Source organism: Carnobacterium jeotgali MS3, assembly GCF_000745125.1.
Lineage (GTDB): Bacteria > Bacillota > Bacilli > Lactobacillales > Carnobacteriaceae > Carnobacterium_B > Carnobacterium_B jeotgali.
In genome coordinates this window covers 134,224-158,226 of sequence record NZ_JQNF01000007.1, presented here as the reverse complement: position 1 = coordinate 158,226, position 24,003 = coordinate 134,224, and the positions used below count along the sequence as shown (strand labels likewise).

Annotated in this window: 25 protein-coding genes, 1 other RNA gene and 1 other annotated feature; of the genes, 23 read left to right on the top strand and 3 right to left on the bottom strand. The window is 37.6% G+C overall.

Annotated elements, in window-relative coordinates; translation table 11 throughout:
- Positions 1-8: 8 nt before the first annotated feature.
- The 3 genes from argB to argF are packed head-to-tail and all read left to right on the top strand — an operon-like array spanning position 9 to position 2,966.
- Positions 9-812: an acetylglutamate kinase gene (gene argB, locus BP18_RS06855; protein ID WP_007721444.1), complete on the top strand. Its 804-nt coding sequence runs from the start codon at positions 9-11 to the stop codon at positions 810-812.
- Positions 805-2,016, top strand: coding sequence for an acetylornithine transaminase (locus tag BP18_RS06850; protein WP_035050514.1), 1,212 nt, complete (start codon positions 805-807; stop codon positions 2,014-2,016). Before argB ends, BP18_RS06850 begins: the two co-directional genes overlap by 8 nt.
- Positions 2,013-2,966: an ornithine carbamoyltransferase gene (gene argF / locus BP18_RS06845; protein ID WP_029277712.1), complete on the top strand. Its 954-nt coding sequence runs from the start codon at positions 2,013-2,015 to the stop codon at positions 2,964-2,966. The genes BP18_RS06850 and argF overlap by 4 nt, the downstream gene beginning before the upstream one ends.
- Positions 2,967-3,108: 142 nt before the next feature.
- Here the strand turns inward: argF and BP18_RS06840 are convergent, their stop codons facing one another.
- On the bottom strand, positions 3,109-3,849 hold the full coding sequence (locus BP18_RS06840; RefSeq protein ID WP_029277714.1) for a CPBP family intramembrane glutamic endopeptidase: 741 nt from the start codon (positions 3,847-3,849) through the stop codon (positions 3,109-3,111).
- Between the two features lie 315 nt (positions 3,850-4,164).
- Between BP18_RS06840 and ssrA the strand changes: the two genes are divergently transcribed.
- From ssrA to BP18_RS06830, 3 genes are all read left to right on the top strand, one after another.
- Positions 4,165-4,531, top strand: a transfer-messenger RNA (tmRNA) gene (ssrA, locus tag BP18_RS12425).
- A gap of 256 nt (positions 4,532-4,787) precedes the next feature.
- Positions 4,788-5,630: a sialate O-acetylesterase gene (locus tag BP18_RS06835; protein WP_035050513.1), complete on the top strand. Its 843-nt coding sequence runs from the start codon at positions 4,788-4,790 to the stop codon at positions 5,628-5,630.
- Entirely contained in the window at positions 5,627-6,166 is a 540-nt protein-coding gene (locus tag BP18_RS06830; RefSeq protein ID WP_029277716.1) for a PadR family transcriptional regulator, read from the top strand. The genes BP18_RS06835 and BP18_RS06830 overlap by 4 nt, the downstream gene beginning before the upstream one ends.
- A gap of 345 nt (positions 6,167-6,511) precedes the next feature.
- Here the strand turns inward: BP18_RS06830 and BP18_RS06825 are convergent, their stop codons facing one another.
- Positions 6,512-6,865, bottom strand: coding sequence for a hypothetical protein (locus BP18_RS06825; protein WP_029277718.1), 354 nt, complete (start codon positions 6,863-6,865; stop codon positions 6,512-6,514).
- Between the two features lie 231 nt (positions 6,866-7,096).
- Between BP18_RS06825 and ald the strand changes: the two genes are divergently transcribed.
- The 12 genes from ald to BP18_RS06765 all read left to right on the top strand — a co-directional run bounded on the left by ald (position 7,097) and on the right by BP18_RS06765 (position 17,780).
- Complete coding sequence (gene ald / locus BP18_RS06820; RefSeq protein WP_029277719.1) at positions 7,097-8,212, top strand: alanine dehydrogenase; 1,116 nt, start codon at positions 7,097-7,099, stop codon at positions 8,210-8,212.
- A gap of 111 nt (positions 8,213-8,323) precedes the next feature.
- Entirely contained in the window at positions 8,324-8,554 is a 231-nt protein-coding gene (locus BP18_RS06815; protein ID WP_029277720.1) for a DUF2969 family protein, read from the top strand.
- Positions 8,555-8,695: 141 nt separating this feature from the next.
- The gene (locus tag BP18_RS06810; RefSeq protein ID WP_029277722.1) at positions 8,696-9,694 is read left to right on the top strand and encodes a YihY/virulence factor BrkB family protein; all 999 of its coding nucleotides are present in this window, start codon (positions 8,696-8,698) and stop codon (positions 9,692-9,694) included.
- Between the two features lie 163 nt (positions 9,695-9,857).
- Entirely contained in the window at positions 9,858-11,033 is a 1,176-nt protein-coding gene (locus BP18_RS06805; RefSeq protein WP_029277723.1) for an FtsW/RodA/SpoVE family cell cycle protein, read from the top strand.
- Between the two features lie 29 nt (positions 11,034-11,062).
- The gene (locus BP18_RS06800) at positions 11,063-11,422 is read left to right on the top strand and encodes an arsenate reductase family protein (protein WP_029277726.1); all 360 of its coding nucleotides are present in this window, start codon (positions 11,063-11,065) and stop codon (positions 11,420-11,422) included.
- A gap of 21 nt (positions 11,423-11,443) precedes the next feature.
- The gene (locus tag BP18_RS06795) at positions 11,444-11,794 is read left to right on the top strand and encodes a glycine cleavage system protein H (RefSeq protein ID WP_029277728.1); all 351 of its coding nucleotides are present in this window, start codon (positions 11,444-11,446) and stop codon (positions 11,792-11,794) included.
- Positions 11,795-11,844: 50 nt separating this feature from the next.
- Positions 11,845-12,108, top strand: a binding site (T-box leader).
- Between the two features lie 68 nt (positions 12,109-12,176).
- Entirely contained in the window at positions 12,177-13,217 is a 1,041-nt protein-coding gene (locus tag BP18_RS06790) for a methionine ABC transporter ATP-binding protein (RefSeq protein WP_035050511.1), read from the top strand.
- Positions 13,201-13,905: a methionine ABC transporter permease gene (locus BP18_RS06785; RefSeq protein ID WP_007721406.1), complete on the top strand. Its 705-nt coding sequence runs from the start codon at positions 13,201-13,203 to the stop codon at positions 13,903-13,905. The genes BP18_RS06790 and BP18_RS06785 overlap by 17 nt, the downstream gene beginning before the upstream one ends.
- Before the next feature lie 116 nt (positions 13,906-14,021).
- Positions 14,022-14,867, top strand: coding sequence for a MetQ/NlpA family ABC transporter substrate-binding protein (locus tag BP18_RS06780; RefSeq protein WP_007721404.1), 846 nt, complete (start codon positions 14,022-14,024; stop codon positions 14,865-14,867).
- Positions 14,868-15,330: 463 nt separating this feature from the next.
- On the top strand, positions 15,331-15,813 hold the full coding sequence (locus tag BP18_RS06775) for a PH domain-containing protein (RefSeq protein ID WP_029277732.1): 483 nt from the start codon (positions 15,331-15,333) through the stop codon (positions 15,811-15,813).
- Positions 15,806-17,374: a PH domain-containing protein gene (locus BP18_RS06770; protein WP_029277734.1), complete on the top strand. Its 1,569-nt coding sequence runs from the start codon at positions 15,806-15,808 to the stop codon at positions 17,372-17,374. Before BP18_RS06775 ends, BP18_RS06770 begins: the two co-directional genes overlap by 8 nt.
- Positions 17,307-17,780: a PH domain-containing protein gene (locus BP18_RS06765; RefSeq protein ID WP_231549446.1), complete on the top strand. Its 474-nt coding sequence runs from the start codon at positions 17,307-17,309 to the stop codon at positions 17,778-17,780. Before BP18_RS06770 ends, BP18_RS06765 begins: the two co-directional genes overlap by 68 nt.
- A gap of 76 nt (positions 17,781-17,856) precedes the next feature.
- Here the strand turns inward: BP18_RS06765 and BP18_RS06760 are convergent, their stop codons facing one another.
- Positions 17,857-18,585: a gamma-glutamyl-gamma-aminobutyrate hydrolase family protein gene (locus BP18_RS06760; RefSeq protein WP_007721392.1), complete on the bottom strand. Its 729-nt coding sequence runs from the start codon at positions 18,583-18,585 to the stop codon at positions 17,857-17,859.
- A 241-nt stretch (positions 18,586-18,826) separates the two neighbouring features.
- Between BP18_RS06760 and sufC the strand changes: the two genes are divergently transcribed.
- Genes sufC through sufB form a run of 5 tightly spaced genes read left to right on the top strand, consistent with a single transcriptional unit; the run spans position 18,827 to position 23,978 of the window.
- On the top strand, positions 18,827-19,600 hold the full coding sequence (gene sufC, locus BP18_RS06755) for a Fe-S cluster assembly ATPase SufC (RefSeq protein ID WP_007721390.1): 774 nt from the start codon (positions 18,827-18,829) through the stop codon (positions 19,598-19,600).
- Between the two features lie 11 nt (positions 19,601-19,611).
- On the top strand, positions 19,612-20,898 hold the full coding sequence (gene sufD, locus BP18_RS06750; RefSeq protein ID WP_029277738.1) for a Fe-S cluster assembly protein SufD: 1,287 nt from the start codon (positions 19,612-19,614) through the stop codon (positions 20,896-20,898).
- Positions 20,895-22,133 (top strand): cysteine desulfurase, encoded by a 1,239-nt coding sequence (locus BP18_RS06745; RefSeq protein ID WP_029277740.1) that lies wholly within the window; start codon positions 20,895-20,897, stop codon positions 22,131-22,133. The genes sufD and BP18_RS06745 overlap by 4 nt, the downstream gene beginning before the upstream one ends.
- A complete protein-coding gene (gene sufU, locus BP18_RS06740) occupies positions 22,120-22,557 on the top strand; it encodes a Fe-S cluster assembly sulfur transfer protein SufU (RefSeq protein WP_029277742.1) in 438 nt (145 codons plus the stop codon). Before BP18_RS06745 ends, sufU begins: the two co-directional genes overlap by 14 nt.
- Positions 22,558-22,583: 26 nt before the next feature.
- Complete coding sequence (gene sufB, locus BP18_RS06735; RefSeq protein ID WP_029277744.1) at positions 22,584-23,978, top strand: Fe-S cluster assembly protein SufB; 1,395 nt, start codon at positions 22,584-22,586, stop codon at positions 23,976-23,978.
- The last annotated feature ends 25 nt before the right edge of the window (positions 23,979-24,003 follow it).

The following is a 24,003-nucleotide window of genomic DNA, read 5'->3' as shown; positions in this document are numbered from 1 at the left end:
GTGAGAAAATGGATATCTTAATTATGAAAATCGGTGGCAGTATACAAGACAAATTACCAGAGTCTTTCTACAAAACAATTGCTCATTTGCAGCAGACAAAAAAATGTTATCCGGTGATTGTTCATGGTGGTGGACCAATGATAAATGACTTATTAAAGAAATTAGACATTCCTACAACCTTCATCAATGGATTGCGCGTAACGACAACGGAAGTCTTGCAAGTAGTGGAAATGGTTTTAAGTGGTTCAATTAATAATGAGATTGTTACTCAATGTCAAATCCAACAACTGCAAGCTATTGGGTTGAGTGGTATTGATCATGGTTTACTGAAGGTAATCCCTATTCAGACAACAGAAGCTATTGGATTTGTGGGAGAAGTTACTGAAGTTAATACTGATTTTCTAATGAACTTACTCGAAAACAACGTTATTCCAGTCATTTCGCCTATTGGAATGGATGAGACGGGACAGCATTATAATGTCAATGGAGATATGGCAGCGTCGGCGGTTGCAAAAGCTTTAGGTGGTAAGTTAGCTTTTATCAGCAACGTTCCTGGCGTCATGAAGCGAAAGAAGAATGAACTGAAAATATATTCTTCATTAACGAAAGGAGAAGCTGAACAACTGATTAAAGATGAAATCATTACTGATGGAATGATTCCTAAAGTACGTTCAGCAATTGGAAGCCTGTCTATCCAAATGAAACAAGCAGTTATTCTTAATGGCTTAGAACCAGAAGACATTGCGAGTTATTTAAAAGGAAATCAAGTGGGAACAAAATTTGTTTATAAGGAGGAAGCGGCGTATGTCTAAAGAAAATAAACCATCTGCTCTGATGGCAACGTATGCGCGTTTTCCGATTACAGTTCTAAAAGGCAAAGGGACGCATGTATGGAATGAGAAAAATGAGATGTACTTAGATTTCACATCGGGCATTGCAACTTGTAACTTAGGTCATGTTCCTGATCAAATCACACAAAAATTGCACCAACAAGTAGATACTCTTTGGCATTGTTCTAATTTGTACACGATTCCTTCTCAAACAGAACTAGCTAAAGGACTCGTTCAACATTCTTTATTTGACCAAGTCTTTTTTTGCAATAGTGGAGCAGAAGCAAATGAAGCAGCATTGAAAATCGCGCGCAAATATGCAAAAGATCATGGGCATCCAGAACGTACATCGGTTGTATCTTTTAAAGAATCCTTTCATGGAAGAACTTACGCTACAATGTCCGTAACGGGGCAAGAAAAGGTCCAGACTGGATATACACCTTTGATGCCTGGTGTCCGAACGTTAGCCTTTAATGAACTGTCAGATTTGAAAAAAATTCCTAATGGTAAAACAGCGGCAGTACTGCTGGAGTTAGTGCAAGGTGAGGGTGGCGTTAACCCAGCCCAAAAAGAATGGCTGCATGCGTTACAAGATATTTGCAGAACAGAGGATATTCTATTGATGGTCGATGAAGTTCAAACGGGGATGGGAAGAACAGGAACATTATTCGCGTATGAACAATATGGTATTGAACCGGATGTAATGACTTTAGCTAAAGGGTTGGGATCTGGTTTTCCAATTGGAGCTATGTTAGCCAAAACGCATATCGCTGCATCTTTTACTCATGGAACTCATGGGACCACATTTGGTGGGAATCCCTTAGCAGCGACGGCAGGCATAGCTACTTTACAGGAAATGGTTAAACCTGGGTTTTTGAGAGAAGTGCAGCAAAAAGCAGCTTATCTGCAGGAACAATTAGAACAAGTGGCAAGTCGTTCTAGCGCTATAAAAAAAGTGAAAGGGCTCGGTTTCCTAATAGGAATTGAAATAGATGCAGAAGCAAAAGAACTCGTAACGTTATTGCAAGAGCAGCATATTTTAACCCTAACAGCTGGACAACGGGTTTTGCGTATTTTGCCACCCTTAACCGTCACAATCGAAGAAATAAATGAATTTATTACCAAATTAGATCACGTATTACAGTTCGTAGAAGAAAAAAAGAAAGTGAGTGAAAATCCATCATGACAGAAACAGAATCGAAATGGCATCAGAAAAATATTTTACAAGTAGCTGATCTGACAGAAAAAGAGTTAACGTTGCTTATTGAGGAAGCAATCGTTATGAAAGAACAAACTAAAGCAGGTATTCCTCATCTTTACTTACAAGGAAAAACACTGGGTATGATTTTCGAAAAGTCTTCTACACGGACAAGGGTGTCTTTTGAAGTTGGAATGACACAATTAGGCGGACATGCCTTGTTTTTAAGTTCTAAAGATATTCAATTGGGGAGAGGTGAAAGTATCGCGGACACTGCTAAAGTTCTTTCGCGGTATGTTGATGGACTGATGATTCGAACATTTGGTCATGAAATAATTGAAGAGTTTGCCGAAAACGCAACTGTTCCTATTATAAATGGCTTGACTAACGAACATCATCCGATGCAAGTTCTAGCTGATTTTATGACCATTTATGAAAAAAAAGGGACACTGAAAGGGTTAAATTTAGCTTATGTAGGAGATGGAAATAACAATATGCCTCATTCACTAATGGAAGGGGCAGCCATTATGGGAATGAATATGACTATAGCTAGTCCAAAAGGGTATGAACCGTTAGAAGTTATTCTAAAAAAAGCTAAAATTAAAGCAAAACAAACAGGAGCGGCTATTCAATTTACTTATGATCCGGTTGAAGCCGTAACAAATGCCGATATTGTAGTAACAGATGTTTGGACAAGTATGGGCATGGAAGCGGAAGAAACAGAACGGGTAAAACACTTTCTGCCTTATCAGGTGAATGCAAAGCTAACTCATCATGCCAAAGAAGATTTTATTTTCTTACATTGCTTACCTGCACACCGTGGTGAAGAAGTAACGTCAGAAGTGATTGATGGTAGTCACTCAGTAGTTTTTGATGAAGCAGAAAATAGATTACATGCTCAAAAAGCTGTACTGAAAAAGTTAATGGGAGATAATTAAAAATAAAAAAAGCAGTCAGGAAAATTATTTCTCCTGACTGCTTATTTGCTACATGTAAAAATGATTTATTCATGCAGTCGTTAATTGATTAAAAGTGGTTCCAACTGCGCCTTTAATAAATAAATCGGTTATTAGATTCATTTTAAGAGGGTTTTGTTGTTACATACTCCTTGAAATGAGCGGCATTTACCCATAGATAAAAAGCGTATAACAAGGTGATTACTGTATTAAAAACTATTATTTCAATAGGTGTATTTCCAACATTTGAAATAGATGCCAAAAAATTATAGAGAATATGAGCAAAAATACAAGCTTTTAGGTTGCGCGAGGAGACCATTACAATCATAAATAAAATTCCAACCACGAAAGCATTGACAATTTGAAGGAAGTTTTCAAAAACTGACATTTCGACTACAACGATGCTAATGATATGACCGACAGCAAAGGTAAAGCTAATGAAGAAGATTACGATTATATGATTCCATTTCCGGCTCAATGCGTCGAACATGAGACCACGAAAGATTACCTCTTCCAAAAAAACTACACCACTATACATTCCTAAAAAAGCCATGATAGTTAATGAAGATAAATTTGTGCGGAGACCATATAAGAGTGAAAAACAGCTAACTAGAAGAAGTGGCAAATAGTACAGCATAGTAGTAGTTTTTTCTATGGCAGGAATAGTTAGTCCGATTTGAACACTTAATCCAGTTCGATAGAGATAAAAAAGACATAGTAGAGCTAATACTAGCTGTGGCCATGCACTAAACAAATAGAGTTGTTGGTCAGTTTGAGCTATATTTCCCATTACAGTACTAAGCAGAAGATAAAGACCAAGCCATAAAAGAGCCGGAAACATAAGCTTTCTTTGATAAGTTTTCATGAATCAAAGCCTCCTTATAAGAGTCTGAGAAATTAGAAAATGCATATGTGTAGGAGTGAGCAATTAGGTGTGTAGATTACTATTTACGCCTCTATTATACTACATTTATAAAAAAAGTTGGAAATCAGCTATCTATCCTGTGGATTTGAAAAAAACTGTCATCCATATAATTCAACTGCTCTTTGATACTTTTCAATTGAAGCGAACGTATTTTCTTTTCCATTAAAATGTGTTACAATACTCTTAGAGAGTTAACTTAAGATGATTCATGTGTTAAACAAATCATTCTTTCTGTACACACAACCCAGTCACTTAGGGGACGTTACGGAATCGACAGGTATAGGTCGAGCTTGGATGGCGTTTCGTAGGTTACGGCTACGTAAAAACGTTACAGTTAAATATAACTGATAAAAACAATAATAACTCTTACGCTTTAGCTGCGTAATAACAGCTTAGTGTAGATCCTCTCGGTATCGCCCATGTGCTCGAGCAAGGGTCCTATAATAAGTGGGATACGCTAAACCTTTCCGTCTGTAAGTTTTAGAAGAGATCATCAGACTAGCGATATATGATGCCTGTTGTGCGGCTAATACTGAGCGAAACCTTAATAGTACAACTATGAACGTAGATGTCCGGGTGCCGATATATTTGGACAGGGGTTCGACTCCCCTCGTCTCCATACTATCAAATTGAATAAGCTGTTAAAACGTTGATATGCCAGTATCTTTAAGACGTTTTAACGGCTTATTTTTTTATGATGAATGCCAATTTGAATGCTTTTTATTAGAGGTATTTAAGTCTTTTTTGAAGTAAGACTTATGTTGTTTTAATCGTTATTTTGTTAAAAAGTTACTAGATACAGTGAATTGACAATAGTCTAATTAGACTCTATACTGTTGAGGTCTAATTAAACTATTGAGTAAAGGAATGAAAGTTAAATGGTAAAATCTTTTTTAATGTTAGGGCAATCAAATATGGCAGGTCGTGGCTTCTTGCATGAAGTAGACCCTATCTATAATGAAAAAATAAAAATGCTTCGCAACGGTCAGTGGCAAATGATGACAGAGCCGATTAATTATGACCGCCCTGTTGCTGGTGTAAGTTTAGCAGCATCTTTTACAGAGGCATGGTCGAAAGCCCATCCAGATTATGACATCGGTTTGATTCCTTGTGCGGAAGGTGGCAGTACTTTGAATGATTGGCATCCGCAAGGTACTCTTTTTCAACATGCTTTATCTGAAGCTCGTTTCGCACTTGAGTCTAGCGAAATCTGTGGCATACTTTGGCATCAAGGTGAAAGTGATAGTAATAATTCTCTACATGAAACTTATTATGAGAAATTATCTTTTATCATTGAAACTTTAAGAAAAGAATTAAAACTTGAAGATGTTCCATTAATTATTGGTGGGCTTGGTGAATTTTTAGGAAAAACAGGATTTGGAAAGTATTCAACAGAGTTTCAAGAGATCAATGAACAATTACGCAAATTCGCTCACGAGCAGCAAAATTGTTATTTTGTATCGGCAGAAGGTCTAACTGCCAACCCAGATGGCATTCATTTTAACGCTGTTTCTCAAAGGAAATTCGGTTATCGCTACTTCGAAGCATTTTCAAAAAAGTGTCATATATTAGAGCCTCTTGCGGATGAAAATCAATCACTAAAAATAAACAATAACTATTCGAATACTGAACTAATTTATATTCACAGTATGAATTTGGCTCTCGGTAAAATCACATACGCTGAATTTGAAGCACGAATGGCAAAGGTAATGCAGACTTGATTCCTTTACTTATCCTTGGCTTACTTATTCAAAACCCTGGCGCTCATGGATACGAACTATTAAGTTTGATGGAAAAACAACATTATAAATATATCGTTAACTTCACTAAAGGATCATTTTATTACAATTTACAACAACTTGAAGAAAAAGGTTTGATTGAACAAACACATCAAATACGTCCAAACAATGGCCGTGAAATTCACACCTTTAAAATCACGCCTTTAGGAATAGAAGAATTCGAAAAATTAATGGCTAAATATGGGACTAAATCCGAGTATGTAAACTTACAATTCTATGGGGCTTTACTCTTTGCAGATGAATTTGATACAAATAAATTGTTAGAATTAATCCAGTCACAAATTGATCAAACTGAAGCCCGAATTGCACGTCTCGATGAATACCTAGCTAACACAAAAGAATTACCTAGTAAAATTGATTATTTTCGTCGCATGAACGAAAATTCTCGTTTTCATCATTTAGTAAACTTAAAATGGTTTAAAGAATTAAAGGCAGAAATAGAAGATACTACTGTATAAAAAAAGTAAAAACGAAGATCCCGTATTATTAAGTAAATGTGATACGGGATCTTTTAATGGAATTGTGTTTTTATAGAAGGCCTTTAAAATGCACCCAAATTTCGCTTTGGGTGCATTTTTTTGTTACTTAAACCTAAAGTTAATTAGTATTTACGAATAAGCGTTATACCACCTAACGTTTTATGCTTTAGTTCATCGACTAAATTTTTCTTATGTAACGAAAATTACAACACTTTACTCGTAACGAGTTTGCCAGATAATCAAGATCGAAAAAAAACACATCTTTTTGAGATGTGTTTTTTTCGACTGTTAAACTGCATTTAAATAATTGGAAATATGTTATATTCATTGACTGATTGATTTAGATGACTGAAGGTAAACTTCGTATAATTTAGACAACACAGTAATGTTACTACTAGACATTTTCATTAATTCTATAAATACGGGTTTCATTAGTGCAGACTTTTCATTTTCGTTTACAATAGTTAATGCCTCATGATTAAGGATAAATAGATCATCTAATATAAGATGGAATTCTTTTATAAATTCTTGAAATCCTTCTTTATCATCTAATAAAATATTTTTTAAGCTTTGATTTTTTTCATGGAGATTTTCTAAGTACTCTCCAACTGTCATCTCTAGCGAGTCTGAAACATCATGTAACTCATTAAAAAATTCATCGTTAATGTCGATTAACATAAATTACACCTCCATAATCACAATAATTGATTATATAACATTCCAAACAAAATGAAAATAGCTTTTGAAAAACACTTTGAAAACAGTGTTTTATATGAACAAAATATGTCTAATGAATAAAAACTGATAAATAAGGAGATACATCGAAATAGTTGGGTTCTACCTCATGGAGCGTTACAATAGAACTATAAAGTAGGAAAAATGCTAAAAAAATATAGGAGGATATCAATTATGAAAATTGGGATACCAAGAGAAATTAAAAATAATGAAAGCAGAGTTGCTATATCGCCTGCAGGTGTAAATAGCCTTGTAGAACATGGACATGAAGTCATGATAGAAGTAAGTGCAGGAAAGACGGCTGGATTTACAGATGAAGAATATCAATCAGCAGGAGCTGTTTTACTAGAAGAAGCTACGGAAGTTTGGAATGCTGAAATGATTATTAAAGTAAAAGAACCCATACCTAGCGAGTACAAGTATTTTAAAAAAGGAATGATTCTGTTTACTTACTTGCATTTAGCTCCGGCATTAGAGTTGACCAAAGAACTAATGAGTAAAGGCGTTACCGCTATTGGATATGAAACAATGGTTGGAAAAGATGGTACATTGCCACTTTTAACACCAATGAGTCAAATTGCCGGCAGAATGGCTGCGCAAGTTGGTGCTGAGTTTCTTGAAAGTGTTAACCAAGGAAAAGGGATTCTTTTAGGAGGCGTGCCCGGTGTTCAAAAAGGGAAAGTAACCATTATAGGTGGTGGAGTTTCGGGAACAAACGCAGCTAAAATCGCTATCGGTCTAGGAGCAGAAGTAACGATTTTAGATGTAAATCCAAAACGTCTTGGAGAGTTAGATGATTTATTTGAGAATAAAATTAACACTTTAATGTCAAATGAATTCAATATCGCAAAAGCTGTTAAAGAAGCAGATTTAGTGATTGGTGCTGTTCTGATTCCAGGTTCAAAAGCGCCAACACTTGTAACCGAGGAAATGGTTAAACAAATGGAAAAAGGTTCAGTTATCGTTGATATAGCTGTTGATCAAGGTGGAATCGTTGAAACAGCTTCTGAAGTGACGACACATGATGATCCTGTATATGTAAAACACGGCATTGTTCATTATGCGGTTGCAAATATGCCAGGAGCTGTACCTAAAACGTCTACTTTAGCATTAACGAATGTTACGATTCCTTACGCAGTAGAAATTGCAAATAAAGGATTGATCAAAGCAGCTAAAGAGAATTCAACAATTTATACAGGTATCAATGTCATGAATGGAAAGTTGACTAAAAAAGAAGTCGCGGAGTCTTTGAACTTGCCATATCATGAAGCATTAGGTTCTTTTAATTAATTTAGTCAGTGATTTTGAATGAAAAATGATAGTAAACAAAACAAATAAATGAATTTTCCTCTGAAATGCAGTATACTAATGGAGAAACTAACTGCAAAAAGGAGCATTCGCATGTCAAAAGGAAATAAAAAAGTTCAAGTAGAAGTAAAAGAAACCCCTAATAATAGAGATGGTTTCACTGAGTTGGAACTGTATGTGAATGATGAAAAAATTGGTCAATTGCAACAAGCAGAAGGCCAGACTGTTACCGTAACGACTAACTCAGGAACAGAGTCTAAAGTAAGATCTGTCGATGAAGGAATAAATAAACTAATTATGGACTACAATCTACACCAAATGTAAGTCTGATTGTCTAATGCAGATCTAAAAACAATCCTATTTTTATAGGGTTGTTTTTTTAGGTTTTTACTTTCTTTAAAGAGCGTCCTAAAAGCTTTTTAAACTCATCTATGCTATGATTTTTCTATACATAAAGTAAAGGATGTGGTCGTTTTGACAACGGATATAAAACAGGCTTCTTTCAAAGATAAGTTTAAGTCTCTGATAGAAGTGGTAAAACCCAATTGGGCACGAGCGGAAGTCTCATCAAATGCAGCTGAGTTGGCTTACTTCACGTTATTATCGCTATTCCCGATATTGTTGGTTGTAGCAAATATTATTCCGCTATTCCCGATAAATGCCGCAGATATTTTGCCAATGCTAGAAACAGCTGTCCCGCCAGATATTTACACTGTCTTAGCACCAGTCCTAGAAAATTACCTGAGCAGTTCGAGTGGTGGAGCTATTTCTATTGGGTTGATTACGTCATTGTGGTCTGCTAGTAAGGCTTTTAATGCATTACAAAATGTATTAAATGACGTTTATGGCGTTGAAAAAAGAAATAACTTCATTATCGTTCGATTAGTATCATTCTTAGTTCAATTAGCCATTGTGGCTATCGTAGGAGCATTGATTTTCATCTTTGTTTTTGGGGAACAAATTTTATTGTTTATCCAAGATTTTATTGGAATCGATTTAAGCCTTGTTCTGCAAGTCTTTGGCTATAAATGGTTAGTTCTATTAGTTGTCTTAATTCTAGTCATTACTATGGTTTATTTTTTAGTACCGAATCACCGTTTGCACATTAAATATGCTCTTCCAGGTGCTATATTTGCTACAGTAGGTTGGTTGATCTTATCTCAAGCCTTTACACTGTATGTTAAATATGCTGGAGGAGAAGCAGCCGCTAGTGCCACTTTTGGGGTGTTCATTGTTTTGATGTTGTGGCTTTATTTATCGGCTATAATTTTATTAATAGGTGGACTGATCAATACCGTTTACTTTGAATTCAAAACGGGCAGATCAGTTAATGAAGTTAAGCTTGAGAAAGATGAAGCTGAAAAAGATGACAAGCAAAAAGAATATCCAGACAGTTCAGATTCGATTCAACATAAAAAATTAGTAAAAGTAAAAACAGTAGAAAAACAAAAGAAAACTGAGTGAAGACTCAGTTTTCTTTTTCTTCATACGCTTATATCCAAATAGCGTTGTAAGATTTTTCTAAGAAATGCGACAAGCCTTTTTTTTAGGTTGTTTTTCTTATATAATGGATGGAGTTTGATAATGAATTTTTTTGATAGATAGGACACAAGGAGAATTTTAAAAAATGACAGAAAATAAAGAAACAAAAATAGATTATGGGATTATCTTATCAGTATTGTTGCTAGCAATCATTAGTATTGCGACTATCTATTCAACCACTCATTTAACTGGGAACTCCGGAATCGGTGATACATTGATGCAAGTCATCTGGTACGTAGTTGGTGCAGTTGCCATCGTAGTGATCATGCAGTTTGATTCTGAGCAGTTATGGAAACTTGCCCCGATAGCGTATGGATTTGGGCTTTTTCTATTAGTGTTGGTACTATTCTTTTACGACCGGTCTCTTGAATTAGTTACCGGAGCAAAAAGTTGGTTTAAGATAGGTCGATTAACCTTTCAGCCTTCGGAAATCATGAAAATAGCCTTTATTCTAATGTTGGCTCGTGTCGTTACAAAACACAACGGCGATTACCCGACTCATTATCCTAAAGCAGATTTCTTATTGCTAGGCAAAATCATATTAACGTCTATTCCGCCACTTGTATTAGTTATGCTACAAAATGACTTAGGTTCAACATTAGTGTTTATTGCCATTATTATTGGTTTAGTGTTGATCTCAGGAGTCTCTTGGAAGATTATACTGCCACTATTTACAGGAGTGGCTGCACTTGGTGGAACATTACTTATATTAGTTGTATACAATCGTGACTTTTTACTGCGCTTAGGTTTTAAACCGTATCAATTTTCTCGAATCGACTCTTGGCTGAACCCATATGGAGACTCAGGAGATACCTCCTATCAATTGATTCAAAGTATAAAAGCGATTGGATCAGGTAAAATGTTCGGCAAAGGATTCGGAACGTCAGAAGTTTATGTACCGGTTCGAGAGTCTGACATGATTTTTTCAACCATTGGAGAAAATTTTGGATTTCTTGGCAGTTGTATTTTAATTTTTATCTACTTTTTATTGATTTACCAAATGATCCGCATTTGCTTTGATACGAAAAATGAATTTTATGCGTATATTGCCACAGGTGTTATTATGATGATTTTGTTCCACGTTTTTGAAAATATCGGTATGAGTATTGGGTTGCTTCCGTTAACGGGAATCCCATTGCCATTTATTTCTCAAGGGGGAACTGCGTTGTTAGGAAATATGATGGGTGTTGGACTCATAATGTCCATGAGGTACCATTACCGCAGCTACATGTTCTCTGAAGAAGATGAAGATTTCAAATAAAAGAAATACAGCTATTGGAGTGAGCCAAATTGCTTAAATTCTATCAACACCCTACTTGTTCAACGTGCAAAGCAGCCAGAAAATGGTTAGACGGACATGAGCTGGACTATCAGGCGATAAATATGATTGAGACTCCGCCAACGCAAGAAATTCTAACGAGTTTAATAGAGCAGTCTGATTTGCCTCTCATCCGTTTTTTCAACACCAGCGGGAATAGATACCGTGAATTAGGGTTGAAATCCAAAGTGCCCAGTATGAGTATAGCGGAAGGTGCAGCAGTATTGGCGTCAGATGGCATGCTGATCAAGCGTCCATTGCTGACGGATGGAAAGACAACAACACTTGGTTTTAAAGCAAACGTTTATGAAACAACGTGGAATGGAAACTAAAAAACGATTGGAGCGGTTAACGTGGAACAACAAATGAGATACAGCGAAAATGGTTTGTGGGTATTAAAAGAAGGCGACAACTACCGCATCGGTTTATCTGAAAAAGGTCAAGATGATTTGGGTGAAGTCATGTTTGTAGAATTACCAAACACATTAGCTGAAGTAAGAGAAAACGATGTATTACTAGGTGTAGAAGGAGCAAAAGCAGTTACTGAATTGTTGTCTCCTTTAACAGGTGTCGTAGTCCAATTTCATACTGAGTTAACGGATAATCCGGAAAAATTAAACAGTACAGATGAAAAAGACAACTGGATTCTTGAAGTGAAAGATGTGGAACCTGGTACTTTTGAAAAATTGTCAGCAGAAGTTTAAGAATTAAAGTTGACAGAAAAAAACAGCTCTGTTAGAATATGTTAAATATCAATAACGCGATGATAAGAAGAGTACGTTCGTAATAACCATTTATAGAGAGCCTTGTTTGCTGAAAAAAGGTAATGGAAGTTGAACCGAAGATGGTCTTTGAGCAGAATAAGTGAATGCTTTGCATAAGCCTATTCCGGGTGCACCCGATAACGTGCCACAGTATAAAAAAGTTGAAAAAAACTTAAGTACTGTATGAGGTTGATTTAGTGATAAATTGACAAATTAAGGTGGTAACACGAAAAGTCGAAACTTTCGTCCTTATACTAAGCAAGTATGCTCAGTATAAGGGCGGAAGTTTTTTTATTTGAATGAAATGAGAGGGGTGATTGAAGTGATTGAATTAAAAAACGTAAAAAAAGTGTTTCAAACAAAACAAGGCAGTTTAACAGCTGTAAAAGATATCAATGTCTCAATCAAAGATGGCGAAATTTATGGTATCGTCGGTTATTCTGGAGCAGGAAAAAGTACGTTGGTTCGAATGTTTAATGGCTTAGAAATGCCAACAGATGGCACAGTTGCTATTGAAGGGAAAGTCATCTCACAATTGAAGGGGAAATCCCTGAGAAAAGAACGTCAAAAAATCGGAATGATTTTTCAACATTTCAACCTATTGTGGTCAAGAACGGTAGAAGAAAATGTTTTATTCCCGCTTGAATTAGCCAAAATGCCTAAAAAAGAACGTGAAGCTAAAGCAAAAGAACTGATTGGTTTGGTAGGACTGGAAGGAAGAGAAAAAGCTTATCCTTCACAATTGTCAGGTGGTCAAAAGCAACGTGTTGGGATTGCAAGAGCACTAGCTAATGATCCAACGTTATTGCTGTGCGATGAAGCAACAAGTGCCCTTGATCCACAGACAACGGATGAGGTGTTAGATTTATTATTAGATATCAATAAACGCTTAAATTTAACCATTGTATTGATCACGCATGAAATGCATGTGATTCGTAAAATCTGTGATAAAGTGGCAGTTATGGACAATGGAAAAATTGTTGAAGAAGGCTCTGTGATAGATGTTTTCAAAAAACCGCAACAAGAAATAACGAAACGTTTTATCCGCCAAGATTCAAATCCGGATAGCGAAGATACGGATCTGATTTTTGAAGAGTTATTAGCTGAATATCCTGAAGGAAAGATTGTTCACTTAACGTTCCATGGCAAACAAGCTAAGATGCCAATTATGTCAAAAATTGTTCGAGAAGATGGTGTTGATTTAAGCATCATCCAAGGAAGCATTCAACAAACGCAAGACGGTGCAATTGGTTCACTTTATGTTCAACTAACAGGTGAAAGTCAAAAAATACAAATTGCTATTGAAGAGTTAAGAAAATTACAAGTAGAAGTCGAGGTGGTAGAACATGTTGTCGAAGCTTAGTTTTGGAGCCAGTGTTTTATCAGAGTACCTCGATTTTTCAGAAGTCAATTGGGAAAAAATGCAAGAAGCAACGATTGAAACGATTAGTATGACACTTGGATCAGTCGTAATCATTTTCTTTGCCGGATTATTGCTGGGGCTATTATTGTATGAAACAAATGGAAAAAATACAGTGTTTGCCAAAATACTGTACCGAGTAGTGGCTATTTTAGTCAATGTTTTCCGTTCAATCCCATTTATCATTTTGATTGTGCTGTTGATTCCCGTCACAAAAACGCTTGTAGGATCCATTATTGGACCGGTAGCTGCATTACCAGCATTGATTCTTTCATCAGCACCATTCTTTGCACGACTGGTTGAAATTGGTTTTAGAGAGATCGATAAAGGTGTCGTTGAAGCAGCTGAAGCTATGGGGGCCAGCAAATGGCAAATCATTTACAAAGTCTTGATTCCAGAAAGTTTGCCAGCAATTGTATCAGGTATTACAGTTACTACGATTTCTTTAGTTGGTGCTACAGCGATGGCAGGTGTAATTGGAGCAGGCGGTTTAGGAAACTTAGCGTATCTTGATGGTTTCCAACGTAGCCAGCCAGCTGTAACACTAGTCGCAACATTGATTATCTTAGTGATCGTTTTTATCATCCAAGCTATTGGCGATGTGCTTGTCAAAAAAGTCGATAAACGGTAAGTCAGCATAACAGCTAACTGAAAAGAAACAAAAATCATTAGCTGATAAATAGCAACACTGCAATTTAAATAGGGGATTTAAATTATTAAAACAATAGAAAATAGGGGGATTTAAAGATGAAAAAGAAAACACTTTTATCAGCATTAGTAACAACAGGGGTAGTCTTAACGTTAGCGGCTTGTGGCAGTGAAGAAAGCAAAAATGAATCGACTGGTTCAGGATCAGAAGATACAACAATCAAAATTGGAGCCAGCAACGTGCCACATGCTGAAATTCTTGAATTTGCTGAACCGATTCTTGAAGAAGAAGGCATCAAACTGGATATCACTACTTACAATGACTACGTGATTCCGAATGTGGCTTTAGATGAAGGCGAAATTGATGCTAACTATTTTCAACATATTCCATTTTTTGATGCAGCAGTAGAAGAAAATGGCTATGATTTTGCGAATGCTGGAAGCATTCATATTGAACCTTTAGCAATTTTTTCTCAACGTTATAAAAGTTTAGATGAGGTAGAAGATGGTGCAACTGTCTTAGTCAGCAACAACCAATCAGACTGGGGACGCATAATTGGAATTTTCCAAGAAGCCGGACTTGTAACGATTAAAGATGGTGTGGATCTTACCACAGCTACGTTTGACGATATTGACAAAAATTCTAAGAACTTGAAATTTGAATACGAAAATGATCCAGCTTTGATGACGACATTGTACCAACAAGATGAAGCAGAGTTGATTGCTATCAATTCAAACTTTGCTGTGGATCAAGATATCAGCCCGCTTGAAGACTCAATTGCTATTGAAAGTTCTTCTTCACCATATGCAAACATTATTGCCGTTCGCTCAGAAGATGCTGAAGATCCAGCTATTTTGAAATTGGTTGAAGTATTAAAATCTAAAGAAGTCCAAGATTTCATCTTAGAAGAATGGGATGGAGCAGTCGTTCCCGTAACAGAATAAACCTGTTCAAACTAGTAGAAATAAAGGAACTAATATTTTTTTATAAATGGTGTGGATGCTTAAAAAAAATTCTTATGGAATAGACGGACGGATTTGCTTGTAAGAGCTCTGATACCGTCTTAAGCCTTAGGTCTTAAGATCTTTCAATCTTCAACAGGGCTACAAGTAATCTTATTCCTCCAGAATTTTAAGTAATCAAATTAAGTCATCATCAAAATTAAAAATCATGCAATCTGAATAAGGTGTTAACCCGCTAACTAAATCATTTAGTCGGCGGGTTATTTTTAGATTGTTTTCGTAGTTTGTAGAGTTGACGGTATGGGAAATTGGAATTGGTAATATAAAAGAGAGAAGTTCAATTAGAATAGCGGTTGTTTTATGTATTTAGCGAAACATTAAGATAGTACTCTTTTCAAGATAATGATACACTCAATGAAAGGATAGTTGGTTAGGAGTGAGTATCATGTATAAGGAAATGCCTACAAAAAAGTTAGATGAAAGTGTGATTCGCTATGAACGAACAACGAATGTTATTGAAAGTTTTTTTACCTTAGCTTTTTTTGGCGTTTTAATGTTCTTGACAGTGCGATTTGATTGGCCAAAATGGTTGATAGCAATTTGGATTAGTTTACCGGTAGCGGACTTTTCAGTCAGTGTCTTCTTGTTACCTTATTTAAAATTAAAATCGGTGCGCTATGAAATGCATCCGCTTTATTTAGAAATCATGCACGGCTTGTTTTTTAAAAAGAGAACGTTGATTCCAATCGAACGCATCCAACATGTGGTCGTGAAAGAAGGTCCGCTGACTAAAAAATATGGCATACAAATGAATGTAGTTTTTACCGCAGGAACAGAACATGAGATTCCTTTACTCCTTAAACAAGAGGCTGAAGAATTGAGAAGTCAATTGATAGAACGAATAAAGGCGGTGAAATCAGATGTATAATGAAAAAAAACTACACCCGATAACACTGGTGACCACTGCTTACAGTCGCTTGGTTTCATTTATCTGGCCAATTATTTTCTTCGCCTTTTCAAGTTCTAGATTAGATGGTTTTGGACTGATTTTAACGGTGCTTTCAATTACGATTTTTGGTTTAGTTTACTTAGCTGATGTGTTGCGATTTGTTCGCACAACTTATTGGATTGAAGGCAACCGCTTTGTTGTTAAAAGTGGACTATTTGTTCAAAATGAAAAAGATGTTCAAATCACCCGTATTCAAAGCATCGATTACAGTGAAGATATTGTTCACCGTTTTTTCAATGCTACTAAACTGGAAATCAAAACACCAGGAAAAGGTATTGTTTTAGATGCTTTATCGAAAGAAAATGCCTTGCAATTGGCAAATCAACTGCACTTTCTAAAAGAAACCTTTCTTGTATCTGAGAGGAAAAGTACAACAGAACCACAGATTGATCGTCATAGCGGATTTTCATTACAAAAAGCTGGCGTGACCCGAACCGTTTATACGATGAGTTTAGTTGATATTCTTAAAATGAATGTGATGGGCGGTTCTGTTATTAAAGGCTTTATCGTATTTGTTGGAGCGATAAATATTTTTGGCGAACTCATTCCAGACGCACTTTTTGACCAAGCAAGAACTTTTGTCAGCCAAACGGCTATTGTATCTATTTTGTTGCTTAGTATAGGTGTATTTCTGCTTTTGTTTTTTATCGGAAGTCTACTGTCCATTATAAAAAACTTCGAATACAAAGTTGATGTAACGAATAACTATCTAACGATTGAAAAAGGATTACTAGAGGTCAAAAGTCAGACGATTGCGGTAGCAAATATTCAAAGTGTTTGGGAAAAGCAGAATTGGGTGCAAAAGTTAGCAGGGTACACGACGTTTTCGGTAGGTATCACCAGTGATGAAAACGTTGCGGATAAAAAAGATACAAGTGAAGCAACTGAAAAGGGAGAAATCATTTTACTGCCGCTCGTCAAGACAAAACAATTGGCTGTTTTAAGAGCAGAAATCGTACCGCAGTTTATCTGCCAACCGGCTCAACCTGTTGTTCCCCTTCGTTCTTGGAGAAGGTTTATCCAAGTTCCGCTACTAATATGGATTAGTTTATCACTATTGGTATCCTATATTTTATGGCCATTTGCCTGGATTATTGGAGCTGTGATGAGTTTGTTGACAATTCTTTATGGATACCGAAGTTACAAAAGAACAGGATATACTCTTTCAGAAGCAGAAATCACCTTCCAATTGCCTAAATTCATCAGCACAGAAACGGTTTATTTACGTAGAGACCGAATCTTAAATCTAACCGTTAAACAAACACCCTTCTTAAAGAAAAGTCATTTAGGAAAAGTAGAAGTATCTAGTGCACTTGGAGATTCCGCCCAGGTCAAACAGTTATCTTTTATAGAAGAAGCAGATTGTGAACGAATATTTAATTGGTTTTTAACAACAGAGAGGAGTAAAGTGTATGGGACTGGAAACAAAGATTCATCCCCAAGTATTGAAGCTATGGCGCATTCGCGGGTTCATGAATAGTCTTCCTTTAGTGGTCGTTACTTTACTGTATAACTTTCTGTTCCAAATCATGCCCAATACTGCGTTACCTGAAGCGGGTATTTATATCACTATCGGAGTAACAATTATTGGTGGATTTTTACTCATTTATGTTGTGCCAACGTTAAATTATCAGTCTTGGAAAGTGGAATATAAAAATGATGAGATTGATTTTGTTTCGGGCATCGTGATAAAAAAAAGAGTCACAATTCCGCTCATTCGGATTCAAAACATCGAATCTAATAAAGGTCCTTTAACGCAAAAAATGGGGCTAATGTCTTTGATTATCTCAACTGCAGCAGACAGTCATAAGTTGCCTGAAATGCCTGAATTAGAAGCAATTGAGCTGCAAAAAAGAATCCAACGTTTGATTCAACATAGTCTTTAATAAAAAAACTAGTTCATGATCTGACCATCAAACAGTAGAACACTACTGTTTTAGGAAAGAAGCAGAACTAGTTTTTTTAAGTCATTTTTTTGATTACTCGTTTAATAAAATCGGTAAACAAACGTTGCATCATGACATCGTGTGACAGCATTAATTCAGGGTGCCATTGCACAGCGACAATACTTTGACTAGACGATTTAGCTTCAAAGGCTTCGACTAATCCGTCTTTGCTCCAAGCGACAGCTCTAAAAGGGTCAGCTAAATTTTTGATTGCTTGGTGATGATAAGTATTCACTACATATTGATCGCCAAAGATTTTTCCAATCGTACTATCAGGATCAATTGTAATCGTATGAGCGCCAGTCTCAAAATGAGTCAGTTGAATGTGTTGGACAGCTAAATCAGGATAATCCGAAACATCTTGATAAAGTGTGCCACCGTAAGCGACATTCAATAATTGAAGACCACGGCAGACTGCAAAAATGGGTTTGGCCTGATGAAGTGCTTCTTTTACAAGAGCAATCTCAAAAGCATCACGAGCTGGGTTAGTGGCACCTAGTTTTAAACTAGGTTCTTCGCCAAATAGTAATGGTGATACATCTTGTCCGCCAGCCAACAAAAGTCCGTCCACTTTCGACATGTATTCTTTAGCTTCGTGTGGGTCACTGATTGGAAAAACTACAGGAATCGCATCCGCTTGCTGAACGCCTTTAACAAATCCTTGCGGTGTATAAGTGATTGGAAAACCATTCATAGCGGCGTGGTCTAATAAGATATTTCCGGCAATTCCAATAAGAGGTTTCATGAAAATCATTCCTTTCTTGACGAGCTGAACAACTATAAAAGTAGTTTAGAAAATTCAGCTAAATTTCTTAATAGTTCCTTTTATCAGTTTACTTGATTCAAAGTAGAAAAGTAAACCCATAGCCATGACTAATAAGATTGCGAAAGTAGAAAGGTTAGTCTAGAATATAAGCTATGAAAGCAAAAATCCAATCACTCATGATTTGTGAAAATAATCTAATGTACAGGAGCGAATGAAACTTATGTCAGTACTAGAAGTAAAAAACTTACATGTGTCCATTGAAGAAAAAGAAATTTTAAAAGGCGTAAATTTAGTGATGAATACCAATGAAATCCATGCCATTATGGGACCTAACGGAACAGGTAAATCCACCCTTTCGGCAGCCATTATGGGGCACCCTAGCTACATTGTTACAGAAGGTGAAATTTTATTGGATGGGCAAAATGTATTAGAAATGGCGGTTGATGAACGTGCACGTGCGGGGTTGTTTCTAGCTGTTCAATACCCAAGTGAGATTGCTGGAATTACCAATGCTGAGTTTATGCGTGCGGCAATCAATGCTCGCAGACCAGAAGACGATAAAATCTCGGTGATGAAGTTTATCCAAAAGTTAGATGAAAAGATGGCAGTATTGGATATGCCAGAAGAAATGGCTGAACGCTATTTGAATGAAGGATTTTCCGGTGGCGAGAAGAAACGCAATGAAATCTTGCAATTAATGATGATTGAACCGACATTTGCCATTCTGGATGAAATTGATTCAGGTCTAGATATTGATGCATTGAAAGTCGTATCAAAAGGAGTTAATGCGATGCGCGGTGAAAATTTTGGCGCATTGATCATTACTCACTACCAACGCTTGTTGAATTATGTCACACCCGATGTGGTGCATGTCATGATGAACGGTATTATTGTAAAAACTGGTGGGCCAGAACTCGCTAAACGCTTGGAAGCAGAAGGCTATAAAGGGATTCGTGATGAACTTGGTTTAGATATTGTATTGGAAGATGATTAAGGAGGATCAAGATGAAAGAGATAAATTTTAATGCTTATCTTGATGCTGTTCAGCAGTTTTCAGTGATGCAAGAAGAACCTCTGTGGATGCTGGAATTGAGGAAAACAGCTTTAGCGAAAATTGTTGGATTGGAATTGCCAGTATTTGAGCGCGTCAAGTACCAACGCTGGCCATTGTTTGAAGTGCCAGATTTGTTCAGCTATGAAGAAGGAATTCTATTAGCGGAAGATTTCTTAACGGGCGATAATGATGCTCCGCGCGTGATTCAAGTCGGCAATCAAACGGTTATGGAACAATTGCCCATGAAATACTATGAACAAGGGGTTATTTTTACCGATATTTTTACGGCTTTACAAGAACACCCAGATGTAGTCGAACAAGTCTATATGACGTTGGCAGTCGCGCACGATGAAGACAAACTAACGGCTTTCCATACAGCCTTTATGACGAGTGGATTATTCTTGTATGTTCCTAAAAATGTTGTGATTGAAGAACCGTTGGAAGCACTGTACGTGCAAAACAGTCAAGTCCAAAATAGTTGGATTAAACACGTATTGATCTTTGCGGATACCAATAGTGAATTTACGTATGTGGAAAAATATGAAACAATTGGGACTGAAAAAAATACCGCTAATATCATTGTGGAAGTAATTGCTAATCCAGGAGCGAAAGTGAAATATTCTGCGGTTGACCAATTAGGTGAAAATACGACAACGTATATCAACCGTCGCGCCCACATTTTGAAAGACGCGACTATCGAATGGGCAATAGGTGTGATGAATACCGGAAATGTGGTGGCCGACTTTGATACCGATTTGATTGGAGAAGGTGCACACAGCGCTGTGAAAATCGTTGCCATCAGTATGGGCAAACAGATCCAGGGAATCGATACGCGCGTGACTAATTATGGTCGCAATACGATTGGTCATATTCTGCAACACGGTGTGATTCTAGATAAATCAACGCTAACGTTTAATGGTATTGGACACATTATCAAAGGCGCAAAAGGTGCTGATGCCCAACAAGAAAGCCGTGTCTTAATGTTATCCGAACACGCCAGAGGAGATGCCAATCCAATTTTATTGATTGATGAAAATGACGTTACTGCTGGACACGCAGCCAGTGTAGGCAGAGTCGATCCGGAAGAATTGTATTACTTAATGAGTAGAGGTATTCCGAAACAAGAAGCCGAACGGTTAGTGATTCGTGGCTTCCTAGGTTCCGTGATTGCGGCGATACCACTGAAAGTTGTGCGTGACGGATTAGTGGATACGATTGAAAGGAAGTTAAGCAAATGAGTTTTTCAGCCAAACAAGTGAAAAATGATTTTCCAATTCTAACTCAAATTATCAACGATGAACCGTTAGTCTATTTAGATAATGCGGCGACCACTCAAAAACCAACAGCCGTATTGGCTGCTCTTGAAACATATTACCGTGAAGCCAATGCCAACGTCCATCGCGGTGTGCACACATTAGCTGAACGAGCTACAACAGGGTACGAAGCAGCGCGTGAAAAAGTACAACACTTTATCAACGCCAATGAATCAGCTGAAGTCTTGTTTACCCGTGGTACCACGACTAGTTTGAACTGGGTAGCCAAAAGCTACGGCGAAGCGAATGTAAGACAGGGTGATGAAATCCTCATTTCTGTAATGGAACATCACTCTAATTTGATTCCTTGGCAGCAGTTAGCTAAGAAAACCGGTGCTGCATTAAAGTATATCGAGCTGACAGAAGAAGGCTTGTTGGACATGGAGAGTTTCCACGCTCAATTAAGTGAGAAGACTAAAATCATAGCGTTGGCGCACGTTTCCAATGTACTTGGGGTCATTAACCCGATTCAAGACATTGCACGACTGGCCCATGCAAGAGGAGCCGTATTAGTGGTCGATGGAGCGCAAGCTGTTCCGCATATGCCGGTGGATGTCCAAGAGTTGGAAGCTGATTTTTATGCTTTCAGTGGACATAAGATGGTCGGACCGACTGGCATTGGCGTGCTGTACGGGAAACGTACCTTATTAGAACAAATGGACCCCGTTGAATTTGGTGGGGAAATGATTGCTGTGGTGGATGAACAAGACAGTACGTGGAAAGAATTGCCTTGGAAGTTTGAAGCCGGCACCCCTAATATTGCCGGAGCCATTGGACTAGGTGCAGCCATTGATTATTTATCAACGATTGGCTTGTCAACGATTCAAGAACACGAAAAAAGCTTGATGGCTTACTTATGGCCAAAATTAATAGCGATTCCAGGATTAATAGTCTATGGACCAAAGGATATAGCAAAACGAACCGGTATCGTAACGTTCAACCTAGATGGGCTTCATCCACATGATGTGGCAACCGCTATGGATATGGAAGGGGTAGCGATTCGAGCTGGCCATCATTGTGCTCAACCCTTGATGCGCAGATTATCAGCCGATTCAACCGCTCGAGCGAGTTTTTATCTGTACAATACGACAGCAGATGTGGATAAATTTATTGAAGCATTGCTGGCTACAAAGGAGTTTTTTGCTCATGGCCTTAACTAAACTGGATCAATTGTATCGTCAAGTCATCTTGGATCACTCCAGCCATCCACATCACCATGGGAAATTGGAACAGTCAACAACTCAAATCGAGTTGCTTAATCCGACTTGTGGGGATGTGCTGCAACTACAACTAGTCGTTAAAGACCAAGTGATTAAAGATATTCGTTTTGATGGAAGCGGTTGTACTATCAGTCAAGCTAGTGCGAGTATGATGACGGATGCCGTGATAGGGAAAACCGTTTCTGAAGCACTCGCCTTAGCAGATCAATTCTCTCTGCTTGTACAAGGCAAAGACGTTCCAAAACTGGAAGAGCTAGGGGATGCGGCATTATTGAATGGCGTCGCAAAATTCCCTGCCCGCATCAAATGTGCGACGTTATCTTGGAAAGCACTGGAAAAAGCATTGAGTGGAATAAAAGACTGATGAAGGAAAGCAAGGAGTGAAGAATAATGGGAGAAGTACCAGAACGTGAGAATTACCAATTTGGGTTTCATGATGATGTGGAATCCATTTATACAACGGGAAAAGGATTAACGGAAGCAACCGTTCGTGAGATTTCAAAACGCAAACAAGAACCGGACTGGATGCTGGATTACCGATTGAGAGCCTATGATCACTTTACTAAACGAGCGATGCCAACATGGGGAGCAGATTTATCAGAAATCGATTTTGATAACATTACGTATTACAAGACTGTCAGTAACCAACCTGAACGTGACTGGGAAGATGTACCAGATAAAATCAAAGAAACTTTTGAACGTATTGGAATTCCTGAAGCTGAGCGCAAATATCTAGCTGGAGCTGGCGCGCAATACGAATCTGAAGTGGTTTATCACAACATGAAAGAAGAATTTGAAAAAATGGGGATCGTCTTTACTGATACCGATTCCGCACTAAAAGAATACCCAGAGATTTTTAAAGAACACTTTGGAACAGTTGTACCGGCAACCGATAATAAATTAGCGGCACTTAATTCGTCTGTCTGGTCTGGCGGAACCTTTATTTATGTGCCAAAAGGTGTGCGCTGCGACGTACCATTGCAAATGTATTTCCGGATAAATGATGAAGCAATGGGGCAATTCGAACGCACTTTGATTGTGGTGGATGAAGGCGCAAGTGTGCATTACGTCGAAGGCTGTACCGCACCAACTTTTTCATCTAGTAGTCTACATGCTGCTATCGTTGAGATTATTGTTAAAAAAGACGCTTACTGCCGCTATACGACGATTCAAAATTGGTCCAACAATGTCTACAACTTGGTAACCAAACGTGCGGTAGCCGAAGAAGGTGCTACTATGGAATGGATTGATGGCAACCTTGGAGCCAAAACAACGATGAAATACCCAAGCATCTTATTGAATGGCCGCGGAGCTAGAGGAACGATGCTGTCGATTGCGATGGCAGGAGCCGGACAAAACCAAGATACCGGAGCAAAAATGATCCATAACGCACCCAACACCTCAAGTTCGATTGTCTCAAAATCCATCGCTAAAGACGGTGGAGAAGTGAATTACCGTGGGCAAGTGACGTTTGGCAAAAACTCAGGCGGATCTATCTCCCATATCGAATGCGACACGATCATCATGGATGACTTATCCAAGTCAGATACGATCCCGTTCAACGAGATTCATAACGGCAATGTCTCGCTCGAACACGAAGCCAAAGTCTCTAAAATCTCAGAAGAACAACTCTATTACCTGATGAGCCGTGGCTTGACCGAACAAGAAGCCACCGAAATGATCGTCATGGGCTTCGTCGAACCCTTCTCAAAAGAACTCCCAATGGAATACGCAGTAGAGTTGAACCGATTGATTGCGTATGAGATGGAAGGGTCAGTTGGTTAGTATAACGACAGATTTTAAAATTTGG

What these genes read in the sequence shown, in the direction of transcription:
- sufD (WP_029277738.1), top strand. Translation starts at nt 19,612, where the DNA reads ATGAAAGAGATAAATTTTAATGCTTATCTTGATGCTGTTCAGCAGTTT.
- BP18_RS06815 (WP_029277720.1), top strand. Translation starts at nt 8,324, where the DNA reads ATGTCAAAAGGAAATAAAAAAGTTCAAGTAGAAGTAAAAGAAACCCCT.
- sufC (WP_007721390.1), top strand. Translation starts at nt 18,827, where the DNA reads ATGTCAGTACTAGAAGTAAAAAACTTACATGTGTCCATTGAAGAAAAA.
- BP18_RS06840 (WP_029277714.1), bottom strand. Translation starts at nt 3,849, where the DNA reads ATGAAAACTTATCAAAGAAAGCTTATGTTTCCGGCTCTTTTATGGCTT.
- BP18_RS06835 (WP_035050513.1), top strand. Translation starts at nt 4,788, where the DNA reads ATGGTAAAATCTTTTTTAATGTTAGGGCAATCAAATATGGCAGGTCGT.
- BP18_RS06760 (WP_007721392.1), bottom strand. Translation starts at nt 18,585, where the DNA reads ATGAAACCTCTTATTGGAATTGCCGGAAATATCTTATTAGACCACGCC.
- BP18_RS06805 (WP_029277723.1), top strand. Translation starts at nt 9,858, where the DNA reads ATGACAGAAAATAAAGAAACAAAAATAGATTATGGGATTATCTTATCA.
- BP18_RS06745 (WP_029277740.1), top strand. Translation starts at nt 20,895, where the DNA reads ATGAGTTTTTCAGCCAAACAAGTGAAAAATGATTTTCCAATTCTAACT.
- BP18_RS06785 (WP_007721406.1), top strand. Translation starts at nt 13,201, where the DNA reads ATGTTGTCGAAGCTTAGTTTTGGAGCCAGTGTTTTATCAGAGTACCTC.
- BP18_RS06765 (WP_231549446.1), top strand. Translation starts at nt 17,307, where the DNA reads ATGGGACTGGAAACAAAGATTCATCCCCAAGTATTGAAGCTATGGCGC.
- BP18_RS06770 (WP_029277734.1), top strand. Translation starts at nt 15,806, where the DNA reads ATGTATAATGAAAAAAAACTACACCCGATAACACTGGTGACCACTGCT.
- argF (WP_029277712.1), top strand. Translation starts at nt 2,013, where the DNA reads ATGACAGAAACAGAATCGAAATGGCATCAGAAAAATATTTTACAAGTA.
- BP18_RS06850 (WP_035050514.1), top strand. Translation starts at nt 805, where the DNA reads ATGTCTAAAGAAAATAAACCATCTGCTCTGATGGCAACGTATGCGCGT.
- BP18_RS06775 (WP_029277732.1), top strand. Translation starts at nt 15,331, where the DNA reads ATGTATAAGGAAATGCCTACAAAAAAGTTAGATGAAAGTGTGATTCGC.
- BP18_RS06825 (WP_029277718.1), bottom strand. Translation starts at nt 6,865, where the DNA reads ATGTTAATCGACATTAACGATGAATTTTTTAATGAGTTACATGATGTT.
- BP18_RS06780 (WP_007721404.1), top strand. Translation starts at nt 14,022, where the DNA reads ATGAAAAAGAAAACACTTTTATCAGCATTAGTAACAACAGGGGTAGTC.
- sufU (WP_029277742.1), top strand. Translation starts at nt 22,120, where the DNA reads ATGGCCTTAACTAAACTGGATCAATTGTATCGTCAAGTCATCTTGGAT.
- ald (WP_029277719.1), top strand. Translation starts at nt 7,097, where the DNA reads ATGAAAATTGGGATACCAAGAGAAATTAAAAATAATGAAAGCAGAGTT.
- argB (WP_007721444.1), top strand. Translation starts at nt 9, where the DNA reads ATGGATATCTTAATTATGAAAATCGGTGGCAGTATACAAGACAAATTA.
- sufB (WP_029277744.1), top strand. Translation starts at nt 22,584, where the DNA reads ATGGGAGAAGTACCAGAACGTGAGAATTACCAATTTGGGTTTCATGAT.